Annotated in this window: 24 protein-coding genes and 3 tRNA genes; 10 read left to right on the forward strand and 17 right to left on the reverse strand. The window is 67.3% G+C overall.

Features of this window, described 5'->3' with window-relative positions; all coding sequences use genetic code 11:
* Window positions 1-19 precede the first annotated feature (19 nt).
* On the forward strand, window positions 20-931 hold the full coding sequence (locus AB4Y91_RS08060) for a hypothetical protein (protein ID WP_441417970.1): 912 nt from the start codon (window positions 20-22) through the stop codon (window positions 929-931).
* Between the two features lie 57 nt (window positions 932-988).
* On the opposite strand, the gene AB4Y91_RS08065 is transcribed toward AB4Y91_RS08060, so the two are convergent.
* The 11 genes from AB4Y91_RS08065 to AB4Y91_RS08115 form a co-directional block, all read right to left on the reverse strand.
* Window positions 989-2,086 (reverse strand): LacI family DNA-binding transcriptional regulator, encoded by a 1,098-nt coding sequence (locus AB4Y91_RS08065; protein ID WP_441417971.1) that lies wholly within the window; start codon window positions 2,084-2,086, stop codon window positions 989-991.
* Between the two features lie 96 nt (window positions 2,087-2,182).
* Window positions 2,183-2,437, reverse strand: coding sequence for a hypothetical protein (locus AB4Y91_RS08070; RefSeq protein ID WP_441417972.1), 255 nt, complete (start codon window positions 2,435-2,437; stop codon window positions 2,183-2,185).
* Window positions 2,438-2,461: 24 nt separating this feature from the next.
* The gene (locus AB4Y91_RS08075; protein WP_441417973.1) at window positions 2,462-3,352 is read right to left on the reverse strand and encodes a carbohydrate ABC transporter permease; all 891 of its coding nucleotides are present in this window, start codon (window positions 3,350-3,352) and stop codon (window positions 2,462-2,464) included.
* Window positions 3,349-4,386: a carbohydrate ABC transporter permease gene (locus AB4Y91_RS08080; RefSeq protein WP_441417974.1), complete on the reverse strand. Its 1,038-nt coding sequence runs from the start codon at window positions 4,384-4,386 to the stop codon at window positions 3,349-3,351. The genes AB4Y91_RS08075 and AB4Y91_RS08080 overlap by 4 nt, the downstream gene beginning before the upstream one ends.
* A 6-nt stretch (window positions 4,387-4,392) precedes the next feature.
* Window positions 4,393-5,682 (reverse strand): ABC transporter substrate-binding protein, encoded by a 1,290-nt coding sequence (locus tag AB4Y91_RS08085; RefSeq protein ID WP_441417975.1) that lies wholly within the window; start codon window positions 5,680-5,682, stop codon window positions 4,393-4,395.
* 251 nt (window positions 5,683-5,933) lie between these two features.
* Window positions 5,934-6,545 carry a hypothetical protein gene (locus AB4Y91_RS08090; protein ID WP_441417976.1) on the reverse strand — a complete coding sequence of 204 codons (612 nt, stop codon included), beginning with the start codon at window positions 6,543-6,545 and terminating at the stop codon, window positions 5,934-5,936.
* Window positions 6,542-7,228, reverse strand: a complete 687-nt coding sequence (locus AB4Y91_RS08095; RefSeq protein WP_441417977.1) for a hypothetical protein — start codon at window positions 7,226-7,228, stop codon at window positions 6,542-6,544. The genes AB4Y91_RS08090 and AB4Y91_RS08095 overlap by 4 nt, the downstream gene beginning before the upstream one ends.
* Window positions 7,225-7,593: a hypothetical protein gene (locus AB4Y91_RS08100; RefSeq protein WP_441417978.1), complete on the reverse strand. Its 369-nt coding sequence runs from the start codon at window positions 7,591-7,593 to the stop codon at window positions 7,225-7,227. The genes AB4Y91_RS08095 and AB4Y91_RS08100 overlap by 4 nt, the downstream gene beginning before the upstream one ends.
* Window positions 7,590-7,781: a hypothetical protein gene (locus AB4Y91_RS08105; protein ID WP_441417979.1), complete on the reverse strand. Its 192-nt coding sequence runs from the start codon at window positions 7,779-7,781 to the stop codon at window positions 7,590-7,592. Before AB4Y91_RS08105 ends, AB4Y91_RS08100 begins: the two co-directional genes overlap by 4 nt.
* Entirely contained in the window at window positions 7,778-8,236 is a 459-nt protein-coding gene (locus AB4Y91_RS08110) for an Asp23/Gls24 family envelope stress response protein (protein ID WP_441417980.1), read from the reverse strand. Before AB4Y91_RS08110 ends, AB4Y91_RS08105 begins: the two co-directional genes overlap by 4 nt.
* A gap of 111 nt (window positions 8,237-8,347) precedes the next feature.
* Window positions 8,348-8,794 (reverse strand): hypothetical protein, encoded by a 447-nt coding sequence (locus AB4Y91_RS08115; protein WP_441417981.1) that lies wholly within the window; start codon window positions 8,792-8,794, stop codon window positions 8,348-8,350.
* Window positions 8,795-9,516: 722 nt separating this feature from the next.
* On the opposite strand from AB4Y91_RS08115, the gene AB4Y91_RS08120 reads away from it, so the two are divergent.
* The 3 genes from AB4Y91_RS08120 to AB4Y91_RS08130 all read left to right on the forward strand — a co-directional run bounded on the left by AB4Y91_RS08120 (window position 9,517) and on the right by AB4Y91_RS08130 (window position 14,685).
* Window positions 9,517-10,935, forward strand: coding sequence for a diguanylate cyclase domain-containing protein (locus AB4Y91_RS08120; protein ID WP_441417982.1), 1,419 nt, complete (start codon window positions 9,517-9,519; stop codon window positions 10,933-10,935).
* 434 nt (window positions 10,936-11,369) lie between these two features.
* Window positions 11,370-13,847, forward strand: coding sequence for a putative bifunctional diguanylate cyclase/phosphodiesterase (locus AB4Y91_RS08125; RefSeq protein ID WP_441417983.1), 2,478 nt, complete (start codon window positions 11,370-11,372; stop codon window positions 13,845-13,847).
* A 151-nt stretch (window positions 13,848-13,998) separates the two neighbouring features.
* Complete coding sequence (locus AB4Y91_RS08130; protein ID WP_441417984.1) at window positions 13,999-14,685, forward strand: hypothetical protein; 687 nt, start codon at window positions 13,999-14,001, stop codon at window positions 14,683-14,685.
* A gap of 238 nt (window positions 14,686-14,923) precedes the next feature.
* Here AB4Y91_RS08130 and AB4Y91_RS08135 read toward each other — a convergent pair whose 3' ends face one another.
* The 4 genes from AB4Y91_RS08135 to AB4Y91_RS08150 form a co-directional block, all read right to left on the reverse strand.
* Window positions 14,924-17,680 (reverse strand): ABC transporter transmembrane domain-containing protein, encoded by a 2,757-nt coding sequence (locus tag AB4Y91_RS08135; RefSeq protein WP_441417985.1) that lies wholly within the window; start codon window positions 17,678-17,680, stop codon window positions 14,924-14,926.
* Window positions 17,681-18,050: 370 nt separating this feature from the next.
* Window positions 18,051-18,126 (reverse strand) — tRNA-Phe (locus AB4Y91_RS08140).
* 48 nt (window positions 18,127-18,174) lie between these two features.
* Window positions 18,175-18,248: transfer RNA gene (locus tag AB4Y91_RS08145), tRNA-Asp, on the reverse strand.
* A gap of 114 nt (window positions 18,249-18,362) precedes the next feature.
* Window positions 18,363-18,435: transfer RNA gene (locus AB4Y91_RS08150), tRNA-Glu, on the reverse strand.
* A gap of 195 nt (window positions 18,436-18,630) precedes the next feature.
* On the opposite strand from AB4Y91_RS08150, the gene AB4Y91_RS08155 reads away from it, so the two are divergent.
* On the forward strand, window positions 18,631-19,674 hold the full coding sequence (locus AB4Y91_RS08155; RefSeq protein ID WP_441417986.1) for a PHP domain-containing protein: 1,044 nt from the start codon (window positions 18,631-18,633) through the stop codon (window positions 19,672-19,674).
* Window positions 19,675-19,700: 26 nt separating this feature from the next.
* Here AB4Y91_RS08155 and AB4Y91_RS08160 read toward each other — a convergent pair whose 3' ends face one another.
* A complete protein-coding gene (locus tag AB4Y91_RS08160) occupies window positions 19,701-20,303 on the reverse strand; it encodes a LysE/ArgO family amino acid transporter (protein ID WP_441417987.1) in 603 nt (200 codons plus the stop codon).
* A 68-nt stretch (window positions 20,304-20,371) separates the two neighbouring features.
* On the opposite strand from AB4Y91_RS08160, the gene AB4Y91_RS08165 reads away from it, so the two are divergent.
* The 5 genes from AB4Y91_RS08165 (at window position 20,372) to AB4Y91_RS08185 (ending at window position 25,524) form a co-directional block, all read left to right on the forward strand.
* Entirely contained in the window at window positions 20,372-21,253 is an 882-nt protein-coding gene (locus AB4Y91_RS08165) for an ArgP/LysG family DNA-binding transcriptional regulator (RefSeq protein WP_441417988.1), read from the forward strand.
* Between the two features lie 135 nt (window positions 21,254-21,388).
* Entirely contained in the window at window positions 21,389-22,438 is a 1,050-nt protein-coding gene (locus tag AB4Y91_RS08170; protein WP_441417989.1) for a DMT family transporter, read from the forward strand.
* Between the two features lie 10 nt (window positions 22,439-22,448).
* Window positions 22,449-22,901, forward strand: coding sequence for a metallopeptidase family protein (locus AB4Y91_RS08175; protein WP_441417990.1), 453 nt, complete (start codon window positions 22,449-22,451; stop codon window positions 22,899-22,901).
* Between the two features lie 29 nt (window positions 22,902-22,930).
* The gene (locus AB4Y91_RS08180) at window positions 22,931-23,851 is read left to right on the forward strand and encodes a cation diffusion facilitator family transporter (protein ID WP_441417991.1); all 921 of its coding nucleotides are present in this window, start codon (window positions 22,931-22,933) and stop codon (window positions 23,849-23,851) included.
* A gap of 242 nt (window positions 23,852-24,093) precedes the next feature.
* Window positions 24,094-25,524, forward strand: coding sequence for a C40 family peptidase (locus AB4Y91_RS08185; RefSeq protein ID WP_441417992.1), 1,431 nt, complete (start codon window positions 24,094-24,096; stop codon window positions 25,522-25,524).
* Window positions 25,525-25,551: 27 nt separating this feature from the next.
* On the opposite strand, the gene AB4Y91_RS08190 is transcribed toward AB4Y91_RS08185, so the two are convergent.
* On the reverse strand, window positions 25,552-26,397 hold the full coding sequence (locus AB4Y91_RS08190) for an ABC transporter permease (protein WP_441418174.1): 846 nt from the start codon (window positions 26,395-26,397) through the stop codon (window positions 25,552-25,554).
* Window position 26,398 lies beyond the last annotated feature (1 nt).

The following is a 26,398-nucleotide window of genomic DNA, read 5'->3' on the forward strand; positions in this document are numbered from 1 at the left end:
AGGGAAGCGCAGGCCCGCGATGACGGGCAACCTCTACCGTGGCCAGGCCGGATTGCCGTTCTCCTCCACGCTCCGGGTCTACGAGCCGCTGGAGGCCTTCCCGGCCGAGCAACAGGCGGCCCTGCGGACCGCCGGTGCCCGCGCGGAGTCCCGCGCCGCGGTGGAGAACGCCGAGCTGCTGGCCTCCCTGGGCCGCATCACCCGCCCCGGCGGGGATCCCTTCCCCACCGGACAGACCGACCTGGTGCGTGTGCTGGCCGTCAGCGGTTCCGCCGCCGCCCGCAACGACGCTGCCGGCAAGGGGGAGGAAATCGGCGACGGCGAAGTCCTGCCGGCCAGGCTGCTGTACTGCCCAAGCCAGCTGGTGCTCCGCGCCGGTCTGGCCGCCAACGCGTTGATGGAGGGGATCCACGGCCCGCTGGCGCAGCTGCTGATCCCCGAGGAGCAGCGGGACCGGCACCAGGAACGCATCGACCAGGTGAAGGCGCGCGAGGGGCTTGGCCGGGTGCACACCCGCGCGTCGACCTGGGGCATTCCGTTCAGCTGGTTCTGCCTCTTCCAGGAATCCGATCCCACGGACGTGGTGGAGTCCGACGGCCGGATCGTCACCGTGCGCATCCGGGCAACGATCGCCGCCGCACTGGAACGGGTCCGGCATGCCGTCGCGCATCTTGCCCTCGCTGCCCCGGACCTGGACATGCTGGAGGACCTGACCCAGCTCACCGAGTGGCTCGAACTCTTCCACCCCGAGTCGGTCGTGGAGCTTGATTACGGCGCGGTGGCGGACAAGGTCTACCCGGACGAGTCCCCGATGGACGTGCGGCTGGGGATCGAGTGCCTTGCCGAGGGTGACATGACCGGAGCGGCGGCCGCCTACCGGCGTCTTGCATCCCGCTGGATTCCGATCCGGCAGCTGGCCCGCGCCTCCTGAGCCCGTACCGCCGGCGCCGAAGCCCGTACCGCCGGCGCCGAAGCCTGGTCCCGCCGCCTAAACCCGCCGGGATCCCTGGCCGGAAGCCGGGGCGAGCGGCACGGCAAGCAACGGGGCCGCCGTCGTGTCCCGCACGATCAGCCGGTGCGGAGCCACCGTGGAACGCACGGCCCCGGCAATCCCGTCGAGCTCATCGAGTAGCATCTTGGTACCGAGCTCGGCCTGCTCGTCGGGGCGCTGGCCGACGGTGGTGAGGCCGACGGCGGCGGAGAATTCGTGGTCATCGATCCCCACCACGGACAGGTCCTCCGGTATCCGGACGCCCGCCCGGCGGGCTTCGAACAGGACCCCCATGGCCATCTCGTCCGAGGCGCAGAAGATCGCGGTGGGCTTCGGTCCGGGCCGGTCCCAGAGCCGCTTGAACGCGTCCTGGCCGCTGCGGACGGTAAAGTCGCCCCACTCGTCCCATTCGGGCCGGACATCCAGCCCGGACTGGGCCATGACATCCTGGAACGCCTTGATGCGTACCCGCGGAACGTCGAAGTTCAGGTCTGTTTCGTCGTCGCCGTGCAGCAGCGCGATGTCCTTGTGGCCCAGGCCGATGAGGTGGCGCACCGCGGTGGAGGCCGCCTCGTAGTCGTCGATCCCGATGTAGGCGCAGCCCTCGACGTGGCCGCCCACCACGACGAGCGGGATGTCGATTTTTTGCAGGTGCTCGAGTTCCTCGCGGCTCAGGGCCATGCAGAGGACCAGGAGCGCATCGATCTGCTTGTAGACCATGGTCTTGCTGAACAGCCGCTCGCGGTGGCTCCCGTGACCGCCCAGGTTGAAGAGCGAGAGGTTGTACTGGCGGCCGTGCAGCTCCCGGTCCGCGCCTTCAATGGCCTTGGAAAAGAACCAGCGGCTCACGAACGGGGCCAGCACCCCGATGGTCCGGGTGCGGCCGGTGGCCAGGCCCGACGCCGAGGAGGAGGCCACGTAGCCCAGGGCCTCGGCGATTTCGAGGATCTTTTCCCGGGTCGCGGGAGAGACCCTGGGCAGCCCCCGGACGGCCCGGGAGACGGTGGCGGTGGAGACGCCCGCGGCGGCCGCCACATCCTCGATGCTGACGCCGGAGTGGCCGCCGCGTTGCGCCCTGTCTGTTGTCCGTGCCACCGTATCCCCTTGTCGGCTACCCGCAGAAGCGCGGCTAGCGTGCCGCCCCCACGGCGCCGGTCCTTCCTAGTTTCCGATCCGCCCCAGCGCGCGCCCTCAGCGCCGCCGGGTGGCCGTCCGGCCGGGCAAACGCCGCCGGAGCCGGATCATTCCGTACAGGGCCAGCAGCGTCGCCAGCAGCCCGAGCGCCCAGCCGACGGCCGGCTGGGCGGTCACCTCCATCCAGACGGTGACCGCCAGCAGGACCAGCGCCCAGAAGCCCAGGAACCCGATGATGATGTCGAAGTCCTCGCCCGAACGCACCCTGCGGTGCGTGGGGTGGATTTCGCCCTGGTTCTGTCCGCGTGCCATCAGTAATCCGCCATCAGGAAACCGTCACTTGACGGCGCCGGCCGTCAGCCCGGCCACGATCTTGCGCTGGAACACCAGCACCAGGACCACGAGCGGGATGGTCACGATGGTGCCAGCCGCCATGATCGCCGTGTAGGGAATCTGGTTGGGCTGTGCGCCGGCGAAGCTCGCGATGGCGACGGTGACCGGCTGGGTCGCGTCGGACGAGAGCTGGCTGGCGATCAGGAATTCATTCCACGAGGAGATGAACGCCAGGATGGCCGTGGTGAAGATGGCGGGAGCCGCGAGCGGCATGATCACCTTCCGGAAGGCCTGGCCCTGCGTGCAGCCGTCCACCCGCGCCGATTCCTCGAGCTCCCACGGCATTTCGCGGAAGAACGACGTCATCGTGTAGACGGTCAGCGGCAGCACGAACGAGATGTTCGGGATGATCAGGGCCTGGTAGGTACCCATCCAGCCGATGTTGGTGAACAGCTGGAACAGCGGGGTGATGAGGGCGACGCCCGGGAACATCGAGGCCCCCAGGATGAAGCCCAGCACAAGGAACTTGAACCGGAAGTTCAACCGGGCCAGGGCGTAGGCCGCGAAGACGCCGATCAGCAGCGAGACCACGGTCACCACGACGCCGATGAACACACTGTTCAGCAGCGCCTGGCCGAAGTGGTTCCCGAAGGACGTATCGAACGCGGTGTTGAAGTTGTCCAGCGTGACGTGCGTCGGCAGGATCGAGGTGTCGTAGGTGAACCCGACGTCGCGGAAGGCGGTCACCACCATCCAGTAGGCCGGGGCGAGGCACCAGATGAGGATCACCAGGGCACTGATGTAGGTCCGGCCCTGGGCCCACTTTTCCCGGTTCTGGGCGACCTTGCGCCCCCGGTCCTGCTGCGCGCGCAGCTCGGTCGCGGCGGTGGTCATTTCTTCCCCTTACTAGCGCCGGTCTGCTGCTCCACCACGTTCGCGCCAAGGAAGCGCACGAAGATGAAGGCGACAAGGAAAATGATGATGAACGTAATGGTGGACAGTGCCGCCGCCACATTGAAGCCCTGCCTGATCTGGTTGATCACCAGGATGGACAGCGTGGTGGTGTTGTTGGCCCCGCCGGTCAGGATGTACGGCAGGTCGAACATGCGCAGCGCGTCGAGGGTGCGGAAGAGGATGGCCACCATGAGCGCCGGCTTCACCAGCGGCAGGGTGATCATCCGGAACCGCTGCCAGGCCGAAGCGCCGTCAACCTTGGCTGCCTCGTACACCTCGGCAGGAATCATCTGCAGGCCGGCCAGGATCAGCAGCGCCATGAACGGCGTCGTTTTCCAGACGTCGGCGATGATGACCGCCCACTTGGCCGGCCACTCGCTGCCGGTCCACAGGATGGTCGTGTTGAAGAGCTTGTTGGCGATGCCCTCAAACGCGAAGATGAACAGCCACAGCTTGGCAGTGACGGCGGTGGGGATGGCCCACGGCACCAGCACTGCGGCGCGGACCAGGCTGCGTCCCTTGAAGGTGCGGGCCATGATCATGGCCATCCAGAAGCCGAGCACGGTCTCCAGGGCCACGGTCACAACGGTAAAGAAGAACGTCGTGGCGGTCGCGGACCAGAACTGGGAACCCAGGGTCCCCGGCGGGCAGGCGACTGTGCCGCCGTCCGGCGACGTGCACTGCTGGGCGATCCAGTTGACGTAGTTAGAGAAGCCGGCCGGGCCGCCCTCGGTGAAGAGGCCGGTGGCCGGATCCAGGCCGGCGTCGGCCTGGAAGGACATCACGATGGCGCTGATAATCGGGTAAACGATAACGACAGCCAGCGCGATGATGGTGGGGGCAAGCAGCCAGGACGCCCACCTGCCCTGGCTGGCGATCACGTTGTCCTCCCCCACCCCCTTGGGTGCGTGGTGGAGCTCGGTCCCGCCCGACGCCGGCTTCTTAACCGGCGTCGGGCCCAATTCAGTTGCCATTTTGGACTACTTTGACTGGGTTTCGATGGACTTCTGCATGTCCGACAGCGCTGCGTCCACTGCCTTCTCGCCCTTGATGGCCGGGTATGCGTTGTCCTGGATGGCCTTGGTAACGGCCGGGTAGAACGGGGTCACCGGGCGCGGGACGGCGTTCTCAATCGAGGTCTTCAGCACCGGCAGGTACGGCAGCTTCGCAACCAGTTCCTTGTCATCGTAGAGCTTGGTCAGCACCGGAGCCAGCGAACCCTGCGTGGCGAAGAACTTCTGCGTTTCTTCCGTGGTGAGGAACTTCAGGAAGTCCAGCGCGGTGGCCTTGTTCTTGGAGTAGACGCTCATGCCGGCGCTGTGGCCGCCGAGCGAGGAGGCGCCGGGGCCGTCCTTGCCCGGGAGTGCGGTCATGCCCAGCACGTTCTTGACCTTGGAAGATCCTTCGGTGGTGGCCAGGTTGTAGACGTACGGCCAGTTGCGCAGGAACAGGAGCTTGCCGTCCTGGAAGGCCTGGCGGGATTCCTCTTCCTTGTACGTGATGGCTTCCTTCGGGATGTTGCCGTCAGCGTAGGCCTTGGCGAGGTTGCTGAGGCCGGTCTTGGCTTCCTCCGTGTTCAGGCTCGGCTTGCCGTCCTTGTCCAGCACGGAACCGCCGAAGGAGTTGATCGCCTCGGAGGCGTTCACCGTGAGGCCCTCGTACTTCGAGAACTGGCCGGCGTAGCAACCCATGTTCTTGGCCTTGGCGATCGAGCACATGCCCATCATTTCGTCCCAGGTCTTGGGCGGCGTGGGAACCAGGTCCTTGCGGTAGTACAGGATGCCGCCGTCGGAAGACTCCGGCGCGGCGTACAGGGTGCCCTTGTAGGACGCGGCGTCGAGGGTTGGCTTCAGCATTCCGGCGGTGTCGAGCGCCATCTTGTCCTTGAGCGGCTGCAGCCAGCCCTTCGCCGCGAATTCGGCGGTCCAGACGACGTCAACGCTGACCACGTCGTAGTTGGCGTTCTTGGCCTGGAAGTTCTGGACGAGGTCATCGTGCTGCTGGTCGGCCTGGTCGGTCTGCTCCTTGAACGTCACCTTCTCGTTCGGGTGCGCAGCGTTCCACTTTTCGATCAGCGGCCGGACCACGTTGCTGTTGTCCTTGCCCTGCACGTACGTGATGGGGCCGCGCCCGTCCAGGTTGGCTGCCGCGTCGCCGCCGCCGCCACCGCCCGTGGTGCCACCGCCGCCTCCCCCGCCAGCACAGGCCGAGAGGGAGAGGGCCAAGACACCGGCCGCGGCTACGGGAAGTAGGTAATTACGGGATTTCATACAGGTGCTCCTCGCTGAGTACCGGCTGGACCGGTGGTGCAGTTGGTGTGGTGACCATCACACTAGCGACCCGGCGGTGAGGAATGCAAGCGTTTACATTAAACCTTTACGCAATGGAGACCGCCTGCGGCGGCGGTCATTCCGCGCGTTGCCGCGGCGGTGCGGGGTTGCCATCGGGCTGGGGCCTGCGTTTCCGGTGGGGCAAATGTGTCCAAGACCTCACCGTCAGCCGGCCGAAGCCCGGCGTCGGCTCAGCGGACGCGTTCGGCGCGGCCGAACCTGGACCGAGCGCCGGAGCCGATGTGAATCAGCACGGGTGTGCGCTTCCCGATCACGGCATCCAGTGCCTCCACCAGGGCCGAGACCTCCGCAGCCAGGATGTGCGGGGCGACGCCCTGGCGCGGTTGTACCCGGATCCGCAGGGCCGGCTCGCCGGCAAACTCGTAGGTGGCCACCGTGGCGCCTGCCAGGTCAGGCCGGTCGGCCAGTGCCGCCCTTAGGGCCTGTTCCGCCACACCGCCGCCGATCCGGACATTGCCGGGCACTTCGCCGGCGTCGTCCTCGGCGACGAGCAGGTTCGCGCGGCCTTTGCCCTGTTGCGCCAGCCAGGCCACCATGACCCCGATGACGAGCAGCAGCAGGACCACTATGACGATCCACAGCCAGCTCTCGGTCCCCCCGGGGAAGCGGGTGCGGTCGAAGAGTCCGCGGGCGCCGGCCCATACCCCCGCCGACCAGTACTGCCACCAGCGGCCGACGGCGGGGACGGTGGCCAGCAGGATCAGCAGGGCCCCGATGACCAGGAGCTTGGCGCCGAGGATGCCGATCAGGATCCGGTTGAGGATCCGCGGGGTACCGTTCACGCGCCGATCACCCCCGAGGAGGCCAGGTTGACCCGGACCTCCGGCAGGGGCGAGAGCGCCATGTCTCGGAGCTCCGCCTCCACGGCGGACTGGACGTCCGTTGCGCGGAGCGGCACACCGGAGGTGGGCCGGACGTTGACCAGCACCTGCCGCCGGGACACCACCACCATCACCTGCTCCTGCGTCACGTTGGCGGCGAGCCGGGCGCGCCGCGCCAGCGCCGAGGCGATCACCTCGTCATCGACCACGACGGCGGCCCGTGCGTCGGCGAGCACGTGCCGGGCCCGCCGTCCGGGCAACACCGCGTTGAGGAAGAAAAAGAGCCCGGCCGCGAACAGCACCGCGCCGACGACGCCGAGCAGGAGCGGCGGGACTCCGGCCGGGAGGGCGATGACTTTCTCGGCGGCGGTCTGCGGATCGATCAGCCACGGCGGCTGCCCCACGGCCCGCACCGCCGTTTCCAGCAGGGCGTAGACGCACAGCCCGATCACCAGGACTGCCGCGATGACGGCGGCGGACGCCCGGGACGAGCTGGTCTCGCGGGCCAGGACCCGCTCGGTTACGGCGTCGCCTGAGTCTGCCCCGGGACTCGCGGCGGGACCGGATCCGGCTGGGTGGGTGCCCGTGGCAGCGGCCTCCGGGGACCCGGCGCCGCCGTAGGGGCGTTCGGCGGCCTGGCTCACCGGACCCGCCCTCCGTCACTGACGCTGGCCCCGCTGATGCGGATGTCCACCCGGCTCAGCTGCGCACCGCTGAGCTCCGTCACGCGGCGCAGAATCTCCGCCTTCGCGGCCACCGCGCGGTCCCAGATGGGGCCGCCGAAGGATGCCACGCGGGCCGGGTCCCGGAGCACCGCGGTGAGCGACGGGACGGCGATAGGCGTGACGAGGGACAGGGCCAGCAGGCCGTCGTCGTCGGCCCAGTCGGCCCGGACGTCCTGCGGCGGCACACCGAGCGCCTCCGCAGTTGCGGCCCGCGCCACGCTCGTGAGGGCCTGGGTGCTGATCCGGTTGTGTCCGGCCAGCAGCCGTCCGGCGGTGGAACTCATGAGGAGGAACGCCGGCCCGTGAGGGCATCGACGACGCTGCGCAGGTCCAGTTTCCCTTCCGCCGCACGGCCCAGCAGGGCTCCGACGGCCATGAAGAGCAGGGAGCCGAGGAAGCCCCAGGCCCCGAACGTGAAGGACATGAAAGCCAGGAAAGCGCCGGCCGCAATGCCGACTACGGTCAGGTTCACTGCAGGGCCTCCCTCGTGGGTCGTGCCTCGCCGGAGGCCGCGGGCTTGGGCGGACCGGGGACGAAGACGTCATGGATCTCGATATTGACTTCAATGACCTGAAGGCCGACGAGTTCCTCCACGGCGGCATAGACAGCCGCCCGGATTTGGTCCGCCAGGGCATGCAGCGGGGTGCCGTAGAGCGCCACGAGGTCAATGTCCACGGCCACCTGGGTCTCGCCGACCTCGGCGCGCACCCCGGCAGCGTGGTCCGAACTGCCGACCGCGTCGCGGATGGCGCCCAGGGCGCGGGAAGGCCCGGTGCCCAGGGAATACACGCCGGGAACGGCGCGGGCGGCGATGCCGGCAACCTTGGCGACAGCGGCTTCGGAAATCACGGTGCGGCCGGTCGCGGCACGGGCCGCCGCCGGCAGACCCACCCCGGGATCCGCGGACTGAGGATTCTGGTACTCCATCTGGCACTCCCCCTTCTCTTTGACACCACCCTAGCCCTTAGGGCCGACGGTGGGGCCACATCGCCTGGATTTCCGAGCCGCTTCAGACCCGGGAGCCATGTGCCCGAGGAGCTACTTGCAGTTGGCGGCAATCCAACCGGTCACGGGAGCCATGGCGTCTTGGAACTTGCCGCTGGAATAGACGGTCTGGTCGCTCAGGCCCGCGACGGCGACCTCGTTGAGTTTGGCGAAGTCGGCCTTGAGGCTGTCCGGGACGCGTTCGGCCGTGCGGCTGAGTTCGGCCTTGAGCTGCTCAAGTTCGGCGGTTTTGCCCTGTGCCGCCGAGAGCGGGAACAGCGAGGCGCCCGTGGCCTGCTCCGAAATCGTCTTGCAGGCCTCGGCCGCCGTCGGGAAGTCGCCATAGGGGCCGGAGGACTTGGTGGGGCTGGGCGTCGCGGAGGCGGACGGTGCGGGGGCCGACGACGACGGCGGGGCCGCGGCTTCCGGCGCAGAGCAGGCGGTTAGCGCCAGGGCGGCGAGGAGGGCGGTCACGGTCAGCGGGCGTGCAGTTTTCGTCAAAATCACTCTTCTGGTCGGGCGTGCGCCGCGGATCCGTCCAGGGACTGTCCGCAGCGATGGCGTTCTTCCCCAGCGTGCGAGTCTAGCCGGGAGTGCCGGCGTGTCCCCAACCCTGGTCACGGCGCCCGAACCCGGTGGATGGCGGGACGACTCCTGAAAATGCCACAATTTGATGGACGGGCGAGTCTGGGACGACGCCGCACCGCGGCCGTTGGTGCGGCATTGCTGGCGTGCACGGTAGCCGGTCAGTCCCCGGCATTCGCTTCGGACGCCCCCGTGGGATTGGGGACGGCGACCGCGTACTCCGACCTGCAGCCACCCGGCGTGGGGTTGAATACCACAGGACAGCCCCGCCCACGAGATGGACGGGTGTCCCAATAGCTGCACTCTCCGTTTTACATTGGACATCTCATCGGGCACTCTTCGTTGGGAAGGGCGGGCGCATCAGCTTTTCAGCGAGGTGTCTCCGACCCTGAAACCGCTAGCTCCCATCCAGCTTGCTTTCCGTCTGCGAGGACGCCCCAGCATTCAAATGCGTCCGATACCGCGAGGCCCCGTTGATAGCCCGTGACCCGTGACCCGTGACCCGTGACCCGTACAAAGGAGTAGCAGTGATCCGCCAGTGGCTAAGCACGGTGGAGATGAGTATCCCGAGGGGGTCACAGCTCCCAGAGGGGGCTAAAGCCTTTCGACACCGAAAAATCGTCTCGTTCTGCTTGATCATGGCAGCGGCCGTCACCGTTTTCGCGCTCCTCCTCGGCGAACCGCCTGCCCATGCCATCGGCGAGGGCCTCATCCCGACCTTGATAGCCGCGGCGGCCTGGATGGCCCCGCTCCCGTATCGGGCACGCACCGTCATGGCCGCAGTGTGCCTTATGGTCATCGCGGCAGAAACTGTCCACATTTCCGGAACTGTCGAAGCCCACTTCCTCTTCTTCATCATGGTCCCAGTCGTGGCACTATACGAAGACTGGGCACCCATCGCCGCGGCCGTTGGCACAGTCCTCATCCATCACACGGTCTTAGGTGTTCTCGCTCCTGCGGATCTGTTGGGACACTCGGGGACAGCGGACCAGGCAGCGGGCTGGGTATTCGTGCACGTGGCGTTGTTCCTGGCGAGCTGCATCACCAGTGTCATGCACTGGAGCATTCATGAGCGTGCGAGAGCGGAGGAGCGAATTCTTCTGGACCGCCTCGCAGTACTCGCCAAGCACGATCCCCTGACCGGCCTGGCAAACCGATCATTGCTTCAGGAAAGGTTAGAGGCCGCCGTGAGTGGAGAAGTATCTACGCTCGTGATCGCGGTGGATATCGATGGCTTCAAGCCCGTCAACGACTCCCACGGCCACGCAGCCGGCGATGCCCTGCTGGTCGAAATAGGCCGGAGGCTCAAGACCTGCATCAGAGAAGGAGACACCGCGGCCCGGACCGGCGGAGACGAATTCACACTCATTTTCCCAGGTTCCTCAGCGGAACGGGGCCACAGGCTAGCCCGGCGAATTCTCGAAGCTATGGCTGCACCTTTCGCCCTGGACGGAAGGCATCTCACTGTCAGCGCCAGCATCGGGATCGCCGTTGGACCACGCCACGCTAGCCCCCGGGTGCTCCTGGAACAAGCAGACTCGGCCATGTACTCGGCCAAACTCAGCGGCCGTGCAACATTCGCGTTCTATGGGGAGGCGGCTGTTCGCGAATCGGTGCGGACTCTGATCGTTGACGCAAGACATGCCAGAAACTGGGCGGCATACACCAAAGACTTGCGCCGCCAGATCTCCCTTGCCAAGGACGCGGGGACGCTGCCGCTCCAGACCAGAGGCCCGGAATCGACCAGGCGGACCCTCGAATCCTTACTGGCCGCCATCGACATGCTTCCACAGCAGCCCGGTCAGGCGCCGCTGTCTCTCCCGGGCGCCACCGCACTGGAAGAATTCGTTTTCCATCACGATCTCGTGCAGGAATGGACAAAGATGCTGGATGAAAAGCACATCCTCGAGCTGGACTGGTCCGATGGCGCAGCGGCGTTCTGGAGTCAGCTCACGAAGGCCGTGGTGTCCGGAGACAGCGGCCGCGCCGGATCTAGGACGAAGGGGCCTCTCGCGCAAGACCACAAGGATTCCCTCGCCGCGGAAGACCATCTCTAACCACAGAGGGGGGTTGCCGCGACCACCAGAAACCGGGGTCAACGGTATCGCGCACTGCTCCTGTGAGACTGGCTGTCATCACGGTGCCCCTCGGGCGGCGGCCGACGGCGGCGCCTGTGGCGGCGGGGAATCAGTCTTCCCCAGAGCGGGTGCGGCGCCCCGGCTAATGGCGACGAGTACAAAGCACAGAGGGCAGGATTTCGTACCCGGACAAACTCCGGCTCTTCGAGGCCGCCGCAGTCGAGCTTGACGATCCCAGAATCGGGCTGCGACTGGGGCCGGCATCCGCCCTGGAATCTGACCTGGAGCCTTGGCCGAAACTGCGGGCAGCTGGTTCCCCGGCTGCGGCCTTCCGTGGCATCTCCCGGATCGCCACACGTTACGATTCTGCCACCGTGTACAGGTGCGAACGGACAGAGGAAGGATCAGCCACGGTGGCGAGGAAGGTGCTCGCCCCGTATCATCCCAATCGCATTGACTGCGACTACGCCATAGGCTTTCTAGCCCAAATTCCTGCCTCTTTCGGTCTGCCCCCAGCGCGGGTGGACCATGGGGAATTTTGTCAGGTCGACGGCGCACCCGAATGCCTGTACGTCGTGTCGTGGAGCATAACCCCGCGACAGCACCTGGCCCGGATGCTGCGGAAACGCAAACGGGTCGATCCGCCAACGAACAGAAGTTCAACAGCAGAGCACCGGCTCCGTATCCTGGAAGCGGCCGCATCGGACCTGATCACCAGCTCGCCGCTGGGGGACGTACTCGACCAGATCCTGACCCGCGCAGACAGTGCCGTGCACGCCCCGGGGCACCTTCTCGCAGTCCGGACCCCCGCCGGCGAACGTCACGTGCGCGTCCGCGGCATTGGCAAAGTGCTGGAGGCCGCACTCGACGAAAGAGAAATGGTACTGTCCCCTGAATCCAACGCGCTGGCGGACCGGCCGGTACTGAGCGTACCTGTTGCTTCCGCTACGCACTTCTATGGCGTCATGGCGGCTGTGGCGCATCCAGGGCAGGAATTCTTCCCCGAAGACACGGACGCCCTGGCCTCATATGCACGCCACGCGGCAGTAAGCCTCGCCATCGCCGAAATTATTGACGAAGCACGGGAACACGGAGAAACAGCGCAACTACTCCTCGATGTCTCCCGTTCCCTCGCGCAGCACCGCACCGTGCAGGCCCTTGCCACTTCGATTGCCGACGCGGTGCCCTCTCTGTCGGACGCCGACCGGTCCGCCATTGCCCTTTGGGACACACAGGCCGGCAGCCTCCAAATTGCTGGCATGAGCGGCTGGCACGGCGCGCAGGCCGATCAACTGGCCGCCTACATGACGACCCAGCAGGAAAGCCCCGAGCTTGCACAGCTACTCGCCACCGGTGCACCGGTACTGGTGGACCGCAATGGCTCGGACTGGGCGCGAGGTATGCTCGCTGATTTTGCTATATCGGGCCTCGCGGCCATACCGATCATGGCCGGGGGCGAAGTATCAGGCATCGTGCTGGCGCACTGGGCCGGGCGGCCGGCACCGGAAAAACTCGAGGGCTCACTCATCGAGCGACTCTCCGGGCTCGCTGCTCTAGCCGCCGTCGCATTGGAGAATATCCGTCTCCTCGAGGATGCCAGGCGGCAGGCCTTCCACGATCCGCTCACCGGACTTCCCAACAGGGCACTCTTCGAAGATCGGCTTGAAACCTCATTGACCCATACCGGCGGCGGCGTCGGCCTACTCTTCTGCGACATCAACCGGTTTAAACGGATCAACGATGGACTCGGTCATAGCGCCGGTGACAACGTCCTGCGCCATGTCGCCGCCCAGATCAAAGCCGCTCTTCACGACGGGGACACTGTCGCACGGTACAGCGGTGACGAGTTCGTCGTCCTGCTGCCCAACATTGGGGCTCCTGACGAAGTCGATGACATCGCCGCGTCGATATGCTCCCGGTTCGCGGAACCCATCGACATCGACGGCAAGAAGATCTTCGTCGAAATTGCCATAGGCACCACCTTCCGAAAAGCCCTTCCCCCCGGTGACCCTGAGACCCGCTCCGATGCGGCACGACGGCTCGTCGAACAGGCCGATTTCGACATGTATCGCGCGAAGGCACGGGCGCGCGGACACACGCTTCCGACGGTGCAACGCAAGGACTACCTTCGACTCGAAACGGACCTCCGCGGCGCTGCCGCCCGCGGGGAACTGCGGGTCCAGTTTCAACCTCAAACCGACCTCGCAACCAACGAAATAGTCGCTGCCGAGGCGCTCGTACGATGGCAACATCCCGAACTCGGACTCGTTTCGCCGGGCGAGTTCATTCCCCTGGCTGAAGACAGCGGCCTGATCGCCGAAGTAGGCGCGTTTGTTCTTGACGAAGCCTGCACAGCCGGCGCACGCTGGCATGCGGAAGGGAACGAACTGGAAATCGCCGTCAACGTGTCGGCCTTCCAGCTAAGTGGCGCGGAATTTCCGGAAGTAGTCCGGAAGACCCTGCAACGAACCCAGCTCCCGGCCCGTGCGCTGACCGTCGAAGTCACTGAGTCGCAGGCCATGTCCGAATCCCCTGTCAACGACGACAACCTTCGTGAGTTCCGTTCCATTGGCGTAGGCATCTCGATCGATGACTTCGGGACCGGCTTCTCGTCCCTGGCCCAATTGCACCGATTGCCTGTCACCGAGGTCAAAATCGACAGATCCTTCACGACCCGGCTCGGCGTGGACGGATCGGCCGCCTTCGTTGCCGGAATTGTCGGACTTGGACACGGCCTCGGGCTGCGCGTCGTCGCCGAAGGCGTGGAGACCACCGACCAAATGAACGCACTGCAAGCCATGGGCTGCGACCGCGCGCAAGGCTTCCTGTTCAGCAAGCCTGTTGACGCCGCCGAATTCGAAGAACAGCTCCGCGCCTCCAAGCGCCCTTGATTGCCGGTCCCACCGCTGAACGCGGCGTTGCGACTCCAACGCCGCGTCGACCCCCATCCAGCCATCCAGCTGGGCCGAGGGTCCCCAACGCCGCACATGCCCACGTGGGGACCCGCAAGCACCACGCACAGACGACGACCAGAGGAACTTCATGACTGTCCCCAGCAAAGTCCAGTGGACGATGCTTACCGATGCTGAGGAGGCATTTCCACTTATCCACCAAGCCGCCGTCGATGCCGGATTCAAAGCAGGATCCCTCAATGCACTTGAGACGGTCGTCGATGTGCCTCGGTCTATGATCCTTCGGCGCCGGCACGCACGCCTGACGGGCTCCGCATCGCCCCTGGGACGAAGAACCGCAATCGTCTGGACATCGGACAGCCCCTATCCAGAGCTCTATGCACACCTGACCGCCATTGAGGAAAGCCTCCCCCAAGGCGTCATCTACCTCCACGGCCTGCAAGACGCCGCCGACAGGGCAGGTCTCTATTTCGATGCCAAGAATCGGCGCGGCATTGTCCGCCACTTGTATCGAGACGAATTGGTCCGGGCCGCGGGGAAAGGGGAACTCGGCGCAGAACAGGGTTTCGCCGTGTTCACCGACCGACGGCTACTGTTTGTGACCGACGCCGCCAATTCCTCGGTGCTGACCTTGGACATGCCTGATGGGACAATCGAGAGGCTCACTCTAAGCAAACGAATCTCCGGCGAGATCCTCGTCGCCACGGCTGCCGGCAAAACAATTGAGATATCAAAGCTGGGCCACGGCGAAGGACACGGCATCGTTAGCTGCTTCCGAAATGCCGTCAAAGAACGAGCTCGGATCCAGCCTGCCTGACGACTCCGCCGACTGCCGGGCTCCCGGGTGAACTCTCATCGATGCTCGTGGGCCCGCAGGCCCGAGGGGCCTCGGGGCCTCGGGGCCTCGGGGCCTCGGGGCCTCGGGGCAAGAATGAGCATGGTCGGCGGTGATCTTCACAATTCACTCCCCTCGCCGGCCACTCAATGTCCACCCACGGGGCCCTCGCCTTGAGGATCCAAGAACGTGCAGCGCGCTCCCGCGCGGCGTTGGACAGCTAATTGTTGGTCGCGCGCTGTTCGGGCAGGCGGACCGCCTCGGGCATGGGGAGATAATACGCGCCGGTGTAGCGTGACGTGTCCCCGGTCAGGGCCCAGACCGAGCCGCGCCGGCGGCCGGCGCGGCTGTCGAGGGTTGTCCGGTCGCGCGCGGCCAGGCGGTCCAGGACCGAGGCGATGACATCCTCATGCGTGCACAGCACGGTCCCCGTGCCGCGGGCGTTGTCGACGAGCCGCATCGCCCGTTCGATGCGGCCATCGGAAAGATCACTGGCCACTTCCACCGTCAGGGATGCACGGCGTGCCAGCGGTTCAACAGTGCCGATACACCGGGCGGCCGGCGCGGAGAGGATCCGGTTTATTTCGAAGAACGAGCCGAGTCCTTCGAGGGAGCGGGCTGTCGTGCGTCCTTCGTGGGCCAGCGGCCGGGTGAGTTCGGAGTGGTCCCACAGCTGGCGGGGTGTTGCCGTGGCCCCGCGGATAAGCAGCAGCATCCTGTCCCGGGCCGGCACCGCACGGATCCCAAGTTCCCGCTCCAGGACGCCGCCCAGTGCGAGAAGCACGGGCCGTTCGCGTGGTTCGCTCAGCGTGCGCAGCGCCGCCGGAATGCTGAACCAGCGGGCCTCGTCCACTTCATCGTTGGCCGAGAAGACGCCGCCCTGGGCCTCCGCGGCCCAGTAGCGCACCGTCTTGAGGCGCCGGCGGCGGTCCAGATAGGTCACCTGCGGCAGCTCCGCACCGGCCCGGCAGACGAGACCCGTCTCCTCGCCCACTTCCCGCAGCGCACATTCCTGGTCCGTCTCGCCCGGTTGGGCTTTTCCCTTGGGGATGGACCAGTCCTGATGACGGCGCCGGTGGACCAACAGCACCTCCAGCGCGCCCTCCCTTCCGATCCGCCAGGGGAGGGCTCCCGAGGTCGCGGGCCTCGCCGGCGTTCCCTCGCGGATCGCGCCCCGCGCAGGCAGCGGCAAGGCTGGAGGATCTTGGGCCCCCTGCAGCCCGTCGAGCCGGCTGTAGAGACCGCCGGCTGCGAGGAGTTGCCGGTGGTTACCGCTTTCCACAATCCGCCCGTGGTCCAGCACGTAGATCTTGTCCGCGCGCCGGAGAGTGGAGAGGCGGTGCGCGATCACGATGACAGTCCGCCCGGCCATCAGCCGGTCCATTCCCTCCATCACGTATTGTTCGGAGATGGCGTCCAGGCCGGAGGTGGGCTCATCGAGGATGACGATCGGTGTATCGCGGACCAGGGCCCGGGCGATCGCGATGCGCTGGCGTTGTCCGCCGGAGAGGCTGACGCCCCGCTCGGCAACCGGGGTGTCATAGCCCAGCGGCAGCTGATCAACGAATTCATCGACATGCGCGGCGTGGGCTGCGGCGAAAACCTGTTCCGGAGTGACGTTGTCCGATCCGTAGGCGATGTTGTCGTAGATGGTGCCGTGAAACAGGATGGATTCCTGCAGGACCATCGAGATCTGCTGGCGCACCGAGGCCAGCTGCAGTTCGCGGACGTCCACGCCGTCGAGGAGAACAGCGCCGCCCGTCACGTCGTAGAGCCGCGGAATAAGGCTGACCACCGTTGACTTGCCCGCACCGGTGGGCCCGGTCAGCGCAATCATCCGGCCCGGCTCCACACGGAGGTTAATCTTGTGCAGCACCTCGGAATCGTCGTAGTGGAAGTCGACATCTCGCAGCTCCACCGCGCCCGCCAGCCGCGGCGCCGGCGGGGCACCGGGCGGGTCCGTGATTGCCGGGGCGGTGCTGAGGACGTCCTGGAGCCGCTCCGCGCTGACCTGGCCCCGGCTCATGACCGTCGTCAGCTTGGAAAGTTCCTTCATCGGATCGTAAAGGGCTTTGAGGTACGCCAGAAAGACCAGCAACAGTCCCAGCGTCATTGAACCGTCCAGCACCCGCTGCACGCCCGCCCAGAGCACGACGACGGTGCCGAGTGTGACGATGACATCCACCAGCGGGGACAGTGCTGCCTGCAACCGGACCAGCCTCAGGCCCGCATTCATCCGCGCGGCATTGCGGAGCTGGAAATCGGCCTCATGGCGCGCCTCGCTGGAAGAGGACTGCATAACCCGCACCGAGGAGAAGGTCTCCGCCATCGTGGAGGCAATGTCGCTGTCCCTTCTCCGCGCGGCCCGGGACGCAGCCTTGATGCGGGGGCGGTACATCAGCACCGTAGCGAACAGCACCGGTGAGACCGCCAGGGCAATCATGGCGAAGCCCGGATCAACCACCACGCAGATCGTCGTGATGAAAGCCAGAATGAGGATGTTGGGTACCAGGACAGCCAGCATTGAGATGATCATGGCGCGCACGTAATCGACATCCGTGGTCGCCCGCGTCACCAGATCCCCGAGCCTCTGCTTGTCGTGGAAGGACAGGGAGAGCCGCTGGAGGTGGGTGAACACCTCGGAGCGGACGGATGCCATTACCCGCTCTCCGACGCCGTTGAGCAGCCGCGCCCCAAAATAGTTGGCCGCCGCATTCGCCAGGGTGAACACCAACAGGCACGCAACTGCCACCACCAGCAGCTGCTGACCTTCCAGCCCGGCCGCACCGAACGTTCGCAGGAACTCGTTCTTGCTCGCAGCGCCCGGGGTCTTGAGCACATCGTCGACAATGACTTTCAGGGGCCACGGCAGCGCCACCTGCAGGGCAGCCGCGAGGACCACCAGGGCAGCTCCGGCGGCCAACGCCGCGGCGCGTGGTGCCAAGGCGCGGCGAAACCGCCAAAAAGTCACAAACATCTGCGCGCCCTTTGCCCGGCGAAGCGGCCGCTCCGACGGCGCCGGGCGAGGCGGCCGCAGGCAGCGGGGTTGAAGCGGGCCCCTGCACACGGACACTTCCCAACGGTGTCCGTCTCCTGCAGATCCGAGCTGTCGGCGATCTCCACTGAGCGTCCTCCCCTCTACGCCATGGGTTCGCTCAATGTCTACCCCCTGCGCCGCGTCCTGTCTATCCGTAGCCTCTGCGTAGTGCCTGCAGGTTCGGACCGAGCTTCCGGGCATCCTCGATTGCTCCAGAGGGGCCGTTTCACGCCGCAATAGGGCCATTACGGAGCGGCGGGTGGGTTAAAGAAGAAAAGCACCAGTTCGTTTATGAACTGATGCTTCCCAGTGGTGGCTCCGACCGGCGTCGATCCGGTGACCTTTCGATTTTCAGTCGAACGCTCTACCAACTGAGCTACAGAGCCTAGGTGACGTGTCACCATGACGGCCGGAATTTCTTCTGGCAATCAGAGCGACCCTGACGGGACTTGAACCCGCGACCTCCGCCGTGACAGGGCGGCGCGCTAACCAACTGCGCTACAGGGCCTTGCTTTTACTGCTTGTTTACTGCTGTTTCTTGCTGCCTGCAGTATCGCTACTGCAATTTTTCAAGGCCTTTAGCCTACCAGACTTTTTCATCCGGCTTGACCAGTTTCTTGCGTACCCCCAACGGGATTCGAACCCGTGCCGCCGCCGTGAAAGGGCGGTGTCCTAGGCCGCTAGACGATGGGGGCCAGGACGCCATCCGGTAAACCCACTGAACAAGGGCAAAAATTAAGGACCGAAGCCTTCCGTTTTTGTTCCCTTCGGGTTCCTCCGAACTGGACCTATAAAACTATAGGGCCAACTTCCGGAATCTCCAAAATCCACTCCACAACCCGGGAATAAGCTCTGGACAGGGCCCATGCGGCTGTGCGGATGATGGTCAGATGGACGCCACCGCTGCCCTCAATGAGATCGCTTTCTGGCTCGAACGCGAACGCGCCACCACCTTCAAGGTCCAGGCGTTCCGCAAGGCGGCCGAACTCATCGGCGGCTTCTCCCCCGGGGAACTGGCCGCACGGACGGCGGACGGCCGGCTGAAACGGATGAAGGGGATCGGCGACCGGACCTTCGAGGTGATTGCGCAGGCGGTCGACGGCGGCGTCCCCGACTACCTCGCGGGCCTGCGGGAACGTGGCGCCGAGCCCCTCGCCGCCGGCGGCCATGAACTGCTGGCGAACCTCCGCGGCGACCTGCACACGCACAGCGACTGGTCCGACGGCGGCTCGCCGATCGAGTCCATGCTGGACGCGGCCCGGATGCTGGGCCGCGAATATCTGGCCTTGACCGACCACTCCCCCACCCTCAAGATCGCTAACGGCCTCAGCGCCGAACGCCTCACCGAGCAGTTGGAGGTGGTCGCAGGGATCGTGGCCGCGCAGGCCCCCGGGACAGGCGCAGGCCACCCCCCGGTCCGCCTGCTCTCCGGCATCGAGGTCGACATCCTGGAGGACGGAGCGCTGGACCAGGCACCGGAACTGCTAAACCGCCTGGACATCGTGGTGGCGAGCGTGCACTCGAAGCTCCGCTCGGACAGCCGGACCATGACCCGGCGGATGCTGGCCGGGATCGAGGATCCGCACACCAGGGTGCTCGGCCACTGCACCGGCCGCCTGCTGAACGGCTCCCGCGGAACGAGGCCGCCCTCGGACTTTGACGCGAGGCGTGTGTTCGCGGCATGCGCGGCGAACGACGTCGCCGTCGAAATCAACGCACGGCCGGAGCGCCAGGACCCCCCGGATGAACTGATCCAGCTCGCGCTCGACGCCGGCTGCCTCTTCAGCATCGACAGCGACGCGCACGCTCCGGGCCAGCTGGACTTCCTGCAATACGGCGCGGAGCGGGCCGCCCGGAACGCCGTGCCTGCGGAGCGGATCATCACCACCTGGCCGCTGGAACGACTCCTCGAGTGGTCCGGACGCGGAGAGTAGCGGCCGGGGCCAGGCGGGCGCGGCGCTTAAGCAAGCAACAACACAGCAAGCGTGATCATCACGACGGCGATTGCGGCGTCGAGCACCCGCCAGGCCGCCCGGCGCCGGAACAGGGAGGCCAGGAAGCGCGCCCCCGCGCCAAGGGCGGTGAACCACGCAATGCTTCCAAGGCCAGCGCCGGCCGCGAACCACCAGCGTCCGGACTCGCCGTGGGCGGCCGCGAGCGACCCGAGCAGCAAGACGGTGTCCAGGTAGACGTGCGGGTTCAGCCAGGTGAAAGCCAGGCAGGTGGCCAGTACGGCCGCCCTGCTGCCCGGGGGCTTATCCCCGGGCAGGTCCAGTTGTTCCCCGCCGATCGCGCGCCGGGCCGCGAGCGCTCCGTAGACGAGCAAAAACGCGGCTCCCGCCCACTTGATCACCACGAGGGCGGCGGGCGCCCGGTCCAAGAGGACGCCGATGCCGGCGACGCCCAGCACGATCAGCACCAGGTCCGAAACGGCACAGACAGCCACCACCATGGCCACATGGGAGCGCTGGATGCCCTGTCGGAGGACGAAGGCATTTTGCGCGCCTATGGCCACAATGAGCGACAGGCCGGCGGAGAGGCCGGAAAACAGGGGAAGGATCACCCTTCGACGGTAAGCGCCGGGCAAAGATGAAGCCAGCTAATCTTTCTGTTGCCACATAAGGTTGGCTAATGATGGACATCTCCCCCGAGCAGGCCCGGACGCTGGCTGCCATCGTCACGCACGGAAGTTTCGACGCCGCAGCCGCCCACCTATCCGTGACCCCCTCGGCCATCAGCCAGCGGATCCGTGCCCTCGAGGCCGCTGTCGGCCGTCCCGTGCTCACCCGGGCCCGGCCGGCGGGACTCACCGAGTCCGGCCAGGCGGTGGTGCGGTTTGCCCGGCAGCTGGAGCTCCTTTCCGCAGACCTTGCCGAGGAGCTGCGGCCGGAGGAACCGCACGGGCGGACGCGCCTGGCCCTGGTGATCAACAGCGATTCCCTGCATACCTGGGCGCTGGCCGGACTGGCCGCGGTGGCGGGAAGGGTCCAGCTCGAGATTCTCCGGGAGGACCAGGACTATTCGCTGGGCCTCCTGCGCAGCGGCGCAGCGGCCGCCGCCATCACCACCACGGCCGAGGCGGCGCCCGGCTGCACCTCACGGCGGCTGGGTGTCATGCGCTACCTGCCGGTCTGCACCCCCGGTTTCGCCGCCCGGTGGTTTTCCGGCGGCGCCTCGGCGGCTACCCTCGCCGCCGCCCCGGTCATTGTTTTCGACCGCAAGGATGATTTACAGGACCGATACCTCCGGTGGGTGAGCCGCACGGCATTGAACGCGCCCCGGCATTACATTCCGGCCGCCCACGAGTTCGGCGAAGCCATCCGCTGGGGGATGGGCTGGGGGCTGCTCCCCGAAATCGAAGTATCGGAGGAACTGCAGCGCGGCACGATGACGGCACTGGATCCCGCGGCGCACGTGGATGTCCCACTCCACTGGCAGCAATGGCGGCACGGATCGGCCGCACTTGACGAGGTCGCGGCGGCCATCCGGGCCGCCGCCCGCCCGCTCCGGTGAATCAGGGCCGCTGAATCTGCGCCGGTGCGCCGGGCCGGGCGCGGCGCTGGGCTTGGCTGCATTTTGGCAGTAAACCGACTAGACCTGACCGATTCCCGCCAGCTGCCGGGCCGCCGCACGGGCTAGATTGGCAGCATGGCAACAACAGCCGAGACAGGCTCCCCCTCCCCGGACAGCGCACATCCGGACAATACCCACCCGGACGGCACGCACCCGGACAGCACGCACGAAGCGGCCTCGCATGCCGCCCCACCGGCCGCGGCGCAGGCAACCCGCCGGCCCGGGCAGATCAGCAGGCTCGGAATCGCCGCCGTCGTCGTCACCGTGGTGCTCTGGGCGTCGGCCTTCGTGGGCATCCGCGCGGTCGGCCCCAGCTTCTCCCCCGGACCGCTGACCCTGGGACGGCTTGCCGTGGCCGCCGTCGTGCTGGGTCTCGTGGTACTGCCGCAGTTCCGCAAGACCGCCGTGCTGCCCCGGGGCCGTGAGTGGTGGCCCATCCTGGCCTACGGCGTGATGTGGTTCGGCGGCTACAACGTTGCCCTGAACGCCGCCGAACACATGCTCGACGCCGGCACCGCCGCCCTGCTGATCAACGTCAACCCCATCCTCGTCGCCGTGATGGCCGGGATCATCCTGAAGGAAGGCTTCCCGCGCTGGCTGATCATCGGCAGCCTGGTGGCCTTCGGCGGCGTGGCAGTGATTGCCCTCGGTTCCGGCCAGCGCTCGACGGCGGACGTTGCCGGCGTGCTGCTCTGCCTGCTCGCGGCCGCTCTCGCGGCGGTGAGCGTGATCGTGCAGAAGCCGGTGCTCCGGAAGTTCCCCGCGGCCCAGGCCACCTGGTTCGGCATCATGGTAGGCGCCGTGTGCTGCCTGCCCTTTAGCGGCCAGCTCGTCGCTGAACTGCAGGCGGCGCCGCTGCCCGCAACGCTGGGGCTGGTGTACCTGGGCGTCTTTCCCACTGCGATCGCGTTCACCACCTGGGCCTATGCGCTCTCGCTGATCGACGCCGGACGGCTTGCCGCCACCACCTACCTGGTGCCCGGGACCACCATCCTGATCTCCTGGCTGGTGCTGGGCGAGATCCCCACCATCTGGGGCCTCGTGGGCGGCGTGATCTGCCTCGCCGGCGTCGCGCTGACCCGGCGCCGTTCCCGGCCGCTGCGGGGCGCACCGGCCAGGGCATAGAGTTCCGGGTATGCCCGCATCACTCCCTCCCGGCCTGCCGATCGTGCCCAGCGGGAACGACGACGCAGGCCACAACCACGACCGCCACCACGGACCGTTCCCGATGTCCGAGGACGAATTCGAAGCCGCGGTGGGCGACGCCCTGGACCGGATCCCGCCGGAATTGGCGAAGACCATGAACAACGTGGCGGTCTTCATCGAGGACGACTACACCCCCCAACCGGACGAGGACCCGGACACGGTTCTGCTGGGCCTCTACGAGGGCGTGCCGCTGACCGAGCGGGATTCCTGGTGGGACGCCGGTTCGCTGCCGGACCGGATCACCATCTACCGCCAGCCGATCCTGGACCTCTGTGCCTCCCGCGAGGACGTGGTCGAGGAAGTGACGGTCACCGTGGTCCATGAGATCGCACACCACTTCGGCATCAGCGACGAACGGCTGCACGATCTCGGCTGGGGCTAGCCGCCTCCGGTGGGACTAGCCTTGGAATCATGGGACACGACCACAGCCACTCACATGGGATCACGGCGACCGGGAAGCACCGCAAGCGCCTGATCGCCGTGCTGGGCATCACCCTGTCCGTGGTCCTGATTCAGGTCGTGGGCGCCCTCGTTTCCGGTTCGCTGGCCCTGCTCGCCGACGCCGGGCACATGCTCTCCGACGCCGCCGGCGTCTTCATCGCGCTGCTGGCGGCCTGGATTGCCGCGCGGCCGGCGAGCGATGCGCGGACCTACGGCTACCAGCGGGCGGAGGTCCTGGCCGCGCTGGCCAACGCGCTGGTCCTGATCGTCATTTCCGTGGTCATCTTCACCGAAGCCATCCGGCGCCTTGGCTCGGCTCCCGAGGTCCACACCGACGTTATGCTGTTCGCCGCCGTCCTGGGCGCGGTCGCCAACCTGGTCTCGCTGATGATCCTCCGCGGCGCACAGAAGGAAAGCCTCAACGTCCGCGGAGCGTACCTGGAAGTCCTGGGCGACCTGTTGGGCTCCTTCGCCGTCATAGTCGCGGCCATCGTCATCATGGTCACCGGCTACCAGGCCGCTGACACCATCGCCTCGATCCTGATCGCGCTGATGATCCTGCCCCGGGCGTGGCACCTGCTCCGGGACGTCGTGGACGTGCTCCTCGAAGCCACTCCCAAGGGCGTGGACGTCCAGATGATCCGCGAACACATCCTGGCCGTCGACGGCGTGGTGTCCGTCCACGACATCCACATCTGGACGATCACCTCAGGGGTGCCGGTCTTCTCTGCCCACGTGGTCGTGGAGGACGCTGCGCTGGGCGCCCGCGGCGCCGACAGGGTGCTGGACAAACTGGTCACCTGCCTTGGCTCGCACTTCGACACCGAACATTGCACCTTCCAGCTCGAACCGGCCACCCATGCGGAACACGAGGCGCACCAGCACGCCTGACCGGCCGGCGCAGCGGTGTACGGGTACATCTGCCCCGCCCCGGCACCCGCCGCAATGCTCGACACGCCCCTGCGAATGTGCCCAAATGACATTGTTGTTGTTTATGTTATTGATGTGACTCTTGTTGCCAAAGTGGTAGTTGGCACGTAGCCTCTTCCCTGCTGGGCGATCCGCAGAGGGGCTTTTTCATGCGCCAATTTCAGACCTCGCTCGCGCCAGCCTGACTGCAACGAGGTTTTTCCATGAGTTGGACCGGACCCGGCGGCAGGGCCGCCGCCCTGTGCACCGCCGTCGTACTGCTCGGAACGTTGGCGATCCCCGCCCAGGCCGCCCCGGCCGCCACGAAGTCGGTCCCCGGCCTGAGGATGCCGGCCGCGCCGGACCTCCCGACGCCCGCGGACATCGCCGCGGCGAAGGCCAGCGAAAGCGCGACGGCGGATCAGGTCAACCGGATCGACCGGATCCTGGCCGACGCTTCCGCGGCCAAGGAGGCCGGCCTGGCCACCTCGCTCGCCGCCAACAACGCCTACGTCGATGCCCTGGTGGAACTCCAGATCCGGCGGGATGCCGCCGAGCTGGCGGAAGCCAAGGCCGCCGCCGCCGAGTCTGAGCAGAAAAAGGCGCGCAAACTGATTGGCCAACTCGCCGGTGATCTCTACCGCAATGGCGGGATGACGCCGGCGCTCGGCAACCTGGTCGGCGGGAACGGCGAGGCGCTGCAACAGGCCGCCACGCTGGAGGCGGTGGCCGCCAGCCGCACCCGCGCCTTCCAATCAGCAGAGACCGCCGCTGCCGCCGCCCGGTCGTCGAAGGATGCCGCCGCCGAGGCCGACCGCGCCGCCGATGATGCTGCCCGCACCGCGGAGTCCCGCAAGGCCGACGCCGAACGCGCCGACGCGGACCGGCAGAAAGCAGTGTCAGAGGCCGCGGCGCAGCGGACGGTCCTGGTCGGCCAACTCGCCACCCTTCGCAACACCACCGTGGCGCTCGAATCAGCGCGGGTGGACGCACTCGACCGGCAGCGCCAGCAGGCACGGCTCGCGGCCCTGACACGGGAGGCGGCGCCCACCGGACAGCCTGCCCGGGCAGCGCAGCCGGCACCGGCCACCCCGGGCCGGCCGTCCGGCACGACGCCCAGGCCGCCCGCACCGCCGGCCTCAGCCGCGCCGCGGCCGGCGCCGACCGTCCCGGCGCCACGGGATCCCGCGCCCGTCCCGCCGTCCCCGGCTCCTCCGCGGGCCCCCACGCCGGCCCCGCCGCCTCCGGCCCCGGTGGCCCCGGTCCCGGCCCCGGCCCCCGGCGGTTCCAACCAGACAGCGCTGTCCTCGGCCATGGGCAAGGTGGGCGCGCCCTACTTCTACCAATACGGCGGAACGGGCGCCTACGGCTTTGACTGTTCCGGTCTGGTCCAGAACGCGTTCGCCGCGGCCGGCAAGAGCCTGCCCCGCACCGCCGCCGAGCAGTTTGCGCAGGCGCCGGTGAAGGTGCCGCTTGCCGCAGCGCAGCCTGGGGATCTGCTGGTCTGGGGCTCGGCCCCGGGGTTCTACCACGTGGCCATCTACCTTGGCGGGGGCCGTGTAGTGCAGGCGCTGAACCCGGAGAGCGGGATCACCGTGACGGACCTCGCGTCCATGGCCGGGATGCAGCTCTACCCCTACGCCGCCCGGTACTGATGCCCGGAACGGCGTCGCCCGGATGCCCTAGGAGAGCACGTCCTTCGTAGTGAACCGGGCGTAGGCGAGGGCGCCGAAGACGGCCAGATAGCCGCCCTGCAGCAGGGCATTGGCGGCGAACGAGTCCCAGACGATGGGCTGGCGCAGTAAGTCGGCGAAGTCGAGCCAGCGGTGGGTAAAGAGCCACGGGTGCAGCCACTCCAGTTGGGGCAGCGCATCGGCGACCTGGGAGACGACGGCGAACACCACCGTTGCCGCCATCGCGCCGACGGGCACGTCCGTGAGGGTGGACATGAACAGGCCGATGGCGGACAGCCCCACGAGGGACACGGCCAGATAGGCGGCAATCAGCAGCAGCCGCCCCAACGCCTCGGCGGCGCCGATCGAGTCCCCTGACAGCAGGGTCACGGGACCCACCGGGAAGAGCGCGGCGCCGATGCCTGCCCCGACCAGGGCCACCGTGAACGGGGCCGCGACGGCGAACACGACCGCGCCCGCGAACTTGGCCACCAGCAGCCTTCCCCGCCCGGCCGGGGCCGCCAGCAGGTACCGCAGGGTTCCCAGTCCTGCCTCGCCCGCCACGGTGTCCCCGGCGACCACCCCGATCGTGAGCGGGAGGAACAAGGGGACGGCGACCAGCATGGCCGTGACGCCGGCGAACAACCCGTTCTGGCTGATCCGGTCCAGGAACGCGGGCCCGCGCCCGGGCGGCACCGCCGAGGAGAGCCGCACGGCCACGGCGATCAGCACCGGAATGGCGGCCAGGGCGAGCAACATGGCCCAGGTCCGGCGGCGCCGGAACAGGACCCCCAGCTCGGAGCCGAGCAGCCGCAGGGTCGGGGCCGTGGCAGGGCCCGCTGCCCCGCCCTGCACC

It is taken from the genome of Arthrobacter sp. YAF16 (assembly GCF_052113385.1).
Classification (GTDB): domain Bacteria; phylum Actinomycetota; class Actinomycetes; order Actinomycetales; family Micrococcaceae; genus Arthrobacter.

Bases quoted from the DNA above. Each gene is read 5' to 3' on its own strand.
- AB4Y91_RS08060 (WP_441417970.1), top strand. From the start codon at position 20: ATGACGGGCAACCTCTACCGTGGCCAGGCCGGATTGCCGTTCTCCTCC.
- AB4Y91_RS08070 (WP_441417972.1), bottom strand. From the start codon at position 2,437: ATGGCACGCGGACAGAACCAGGGCGAAATCCACCCCACGCACCGCAGG.
- AB4Y91_RS08075 (WP_441417973.1), bottom strand. From the start codon at position 3,352: ATGACCACCGCCGCGACCGAGCTGCGCGCGCAGCAGGACCGGGGGCGC.
- AB4Y91_RS08080 (WP_441417974.1), bottom strand. From the start codon at position 4,386: ATGGCAACTGAATTGGGCCCGACGCCGGTTAAGAAGCCGGCGTCGGGC.
- AB4Y91_RS08085 (WP_441417975.1), bottom strand. From the start codon at position 5,682: ATGAAATCCCGTAATTACCTACTTCCCGTAGCCGCGGCCGGTGTCTTG.
- AB4Y91_RS08100 (WP_441417978.1), bottom strand. From the start codon at position 7,593: ATGAGTTCCACCGCCGGACGGCTGCTGGCCGGACACAACCGGATCAGC.
- AB4Y91_RS08110 (WP_441417980.1), bottom strand. From the start codon at position 8,236: ATGGAGTACCAGAATCCTCAGTCCGCGGATCCCGGGGTGGGTCTGCCG.
- AB4Y91_RS08120 (WP_441417982.1), top strand. From the start codon at position 9,517: ATGGCAGCGGCCGTCACCGTTTTCGCGCTCCTCCTCGGCGAACCGCCT.
- AB4Y91_RS08130 (WP_441417984.1), top strand. From the start codon at position 13,999: ATGACTGTCCCCAGCAAAGTCCAGTGGACGATGCTTACCGATGCTGAG.
- AB4Y91_RS08135 (WP_441417985.1), bottom strand. From the start codon at position 17,680: ATGTTTGTGACTTTTTGGCGGTTTCGCCGCGCCTTGGCACCACGCGCC.
- AB4Y91_RS08155 (WP_441417986.1), top strand. From the start codon at position 18,631: ATGGACGCCACCGCTGCCCTCAATGAGATCGCTTTCTGGCTCGAACGC.
- AB4Y91_RS08165 (WP_441417988.1), top strand. From the start codon at position 20,372: ATGATGGACATCTCCCCCGAGCAGGCCCGGACGCTGGCTGCCATCGTC.
- AB4Y91_RS08170 (WP_441417989.1), top strand. From the start codon at position 21,389: ATGGCAACAACAGCCGAGACAGGCTCCCCCTCCCCGGACAGCGCACAT.
- AB4Y91_RS08175 (WP_441417990.1), top strand. From the start codon at position 22,449: ATGCCCGCATCACTCCCTCCCGGCCTGCCGATCGTGCCCAGCGGGAAC.
- AB4Y91_RS08180 (WP_441417991.1), top strand. From the start codon at position 22,931: ATGGGACACGACCACAGCCACTCACATGGGATCACGGCGACCGGGAAG.
- AB4Y91_RS08185 (WP_441417992.1), top strand. From the start codon at position 24,094: ATGAGTTGGACCGGACCCGGCGGCAGGGCCGCCGCCCTGTGCACCGCC.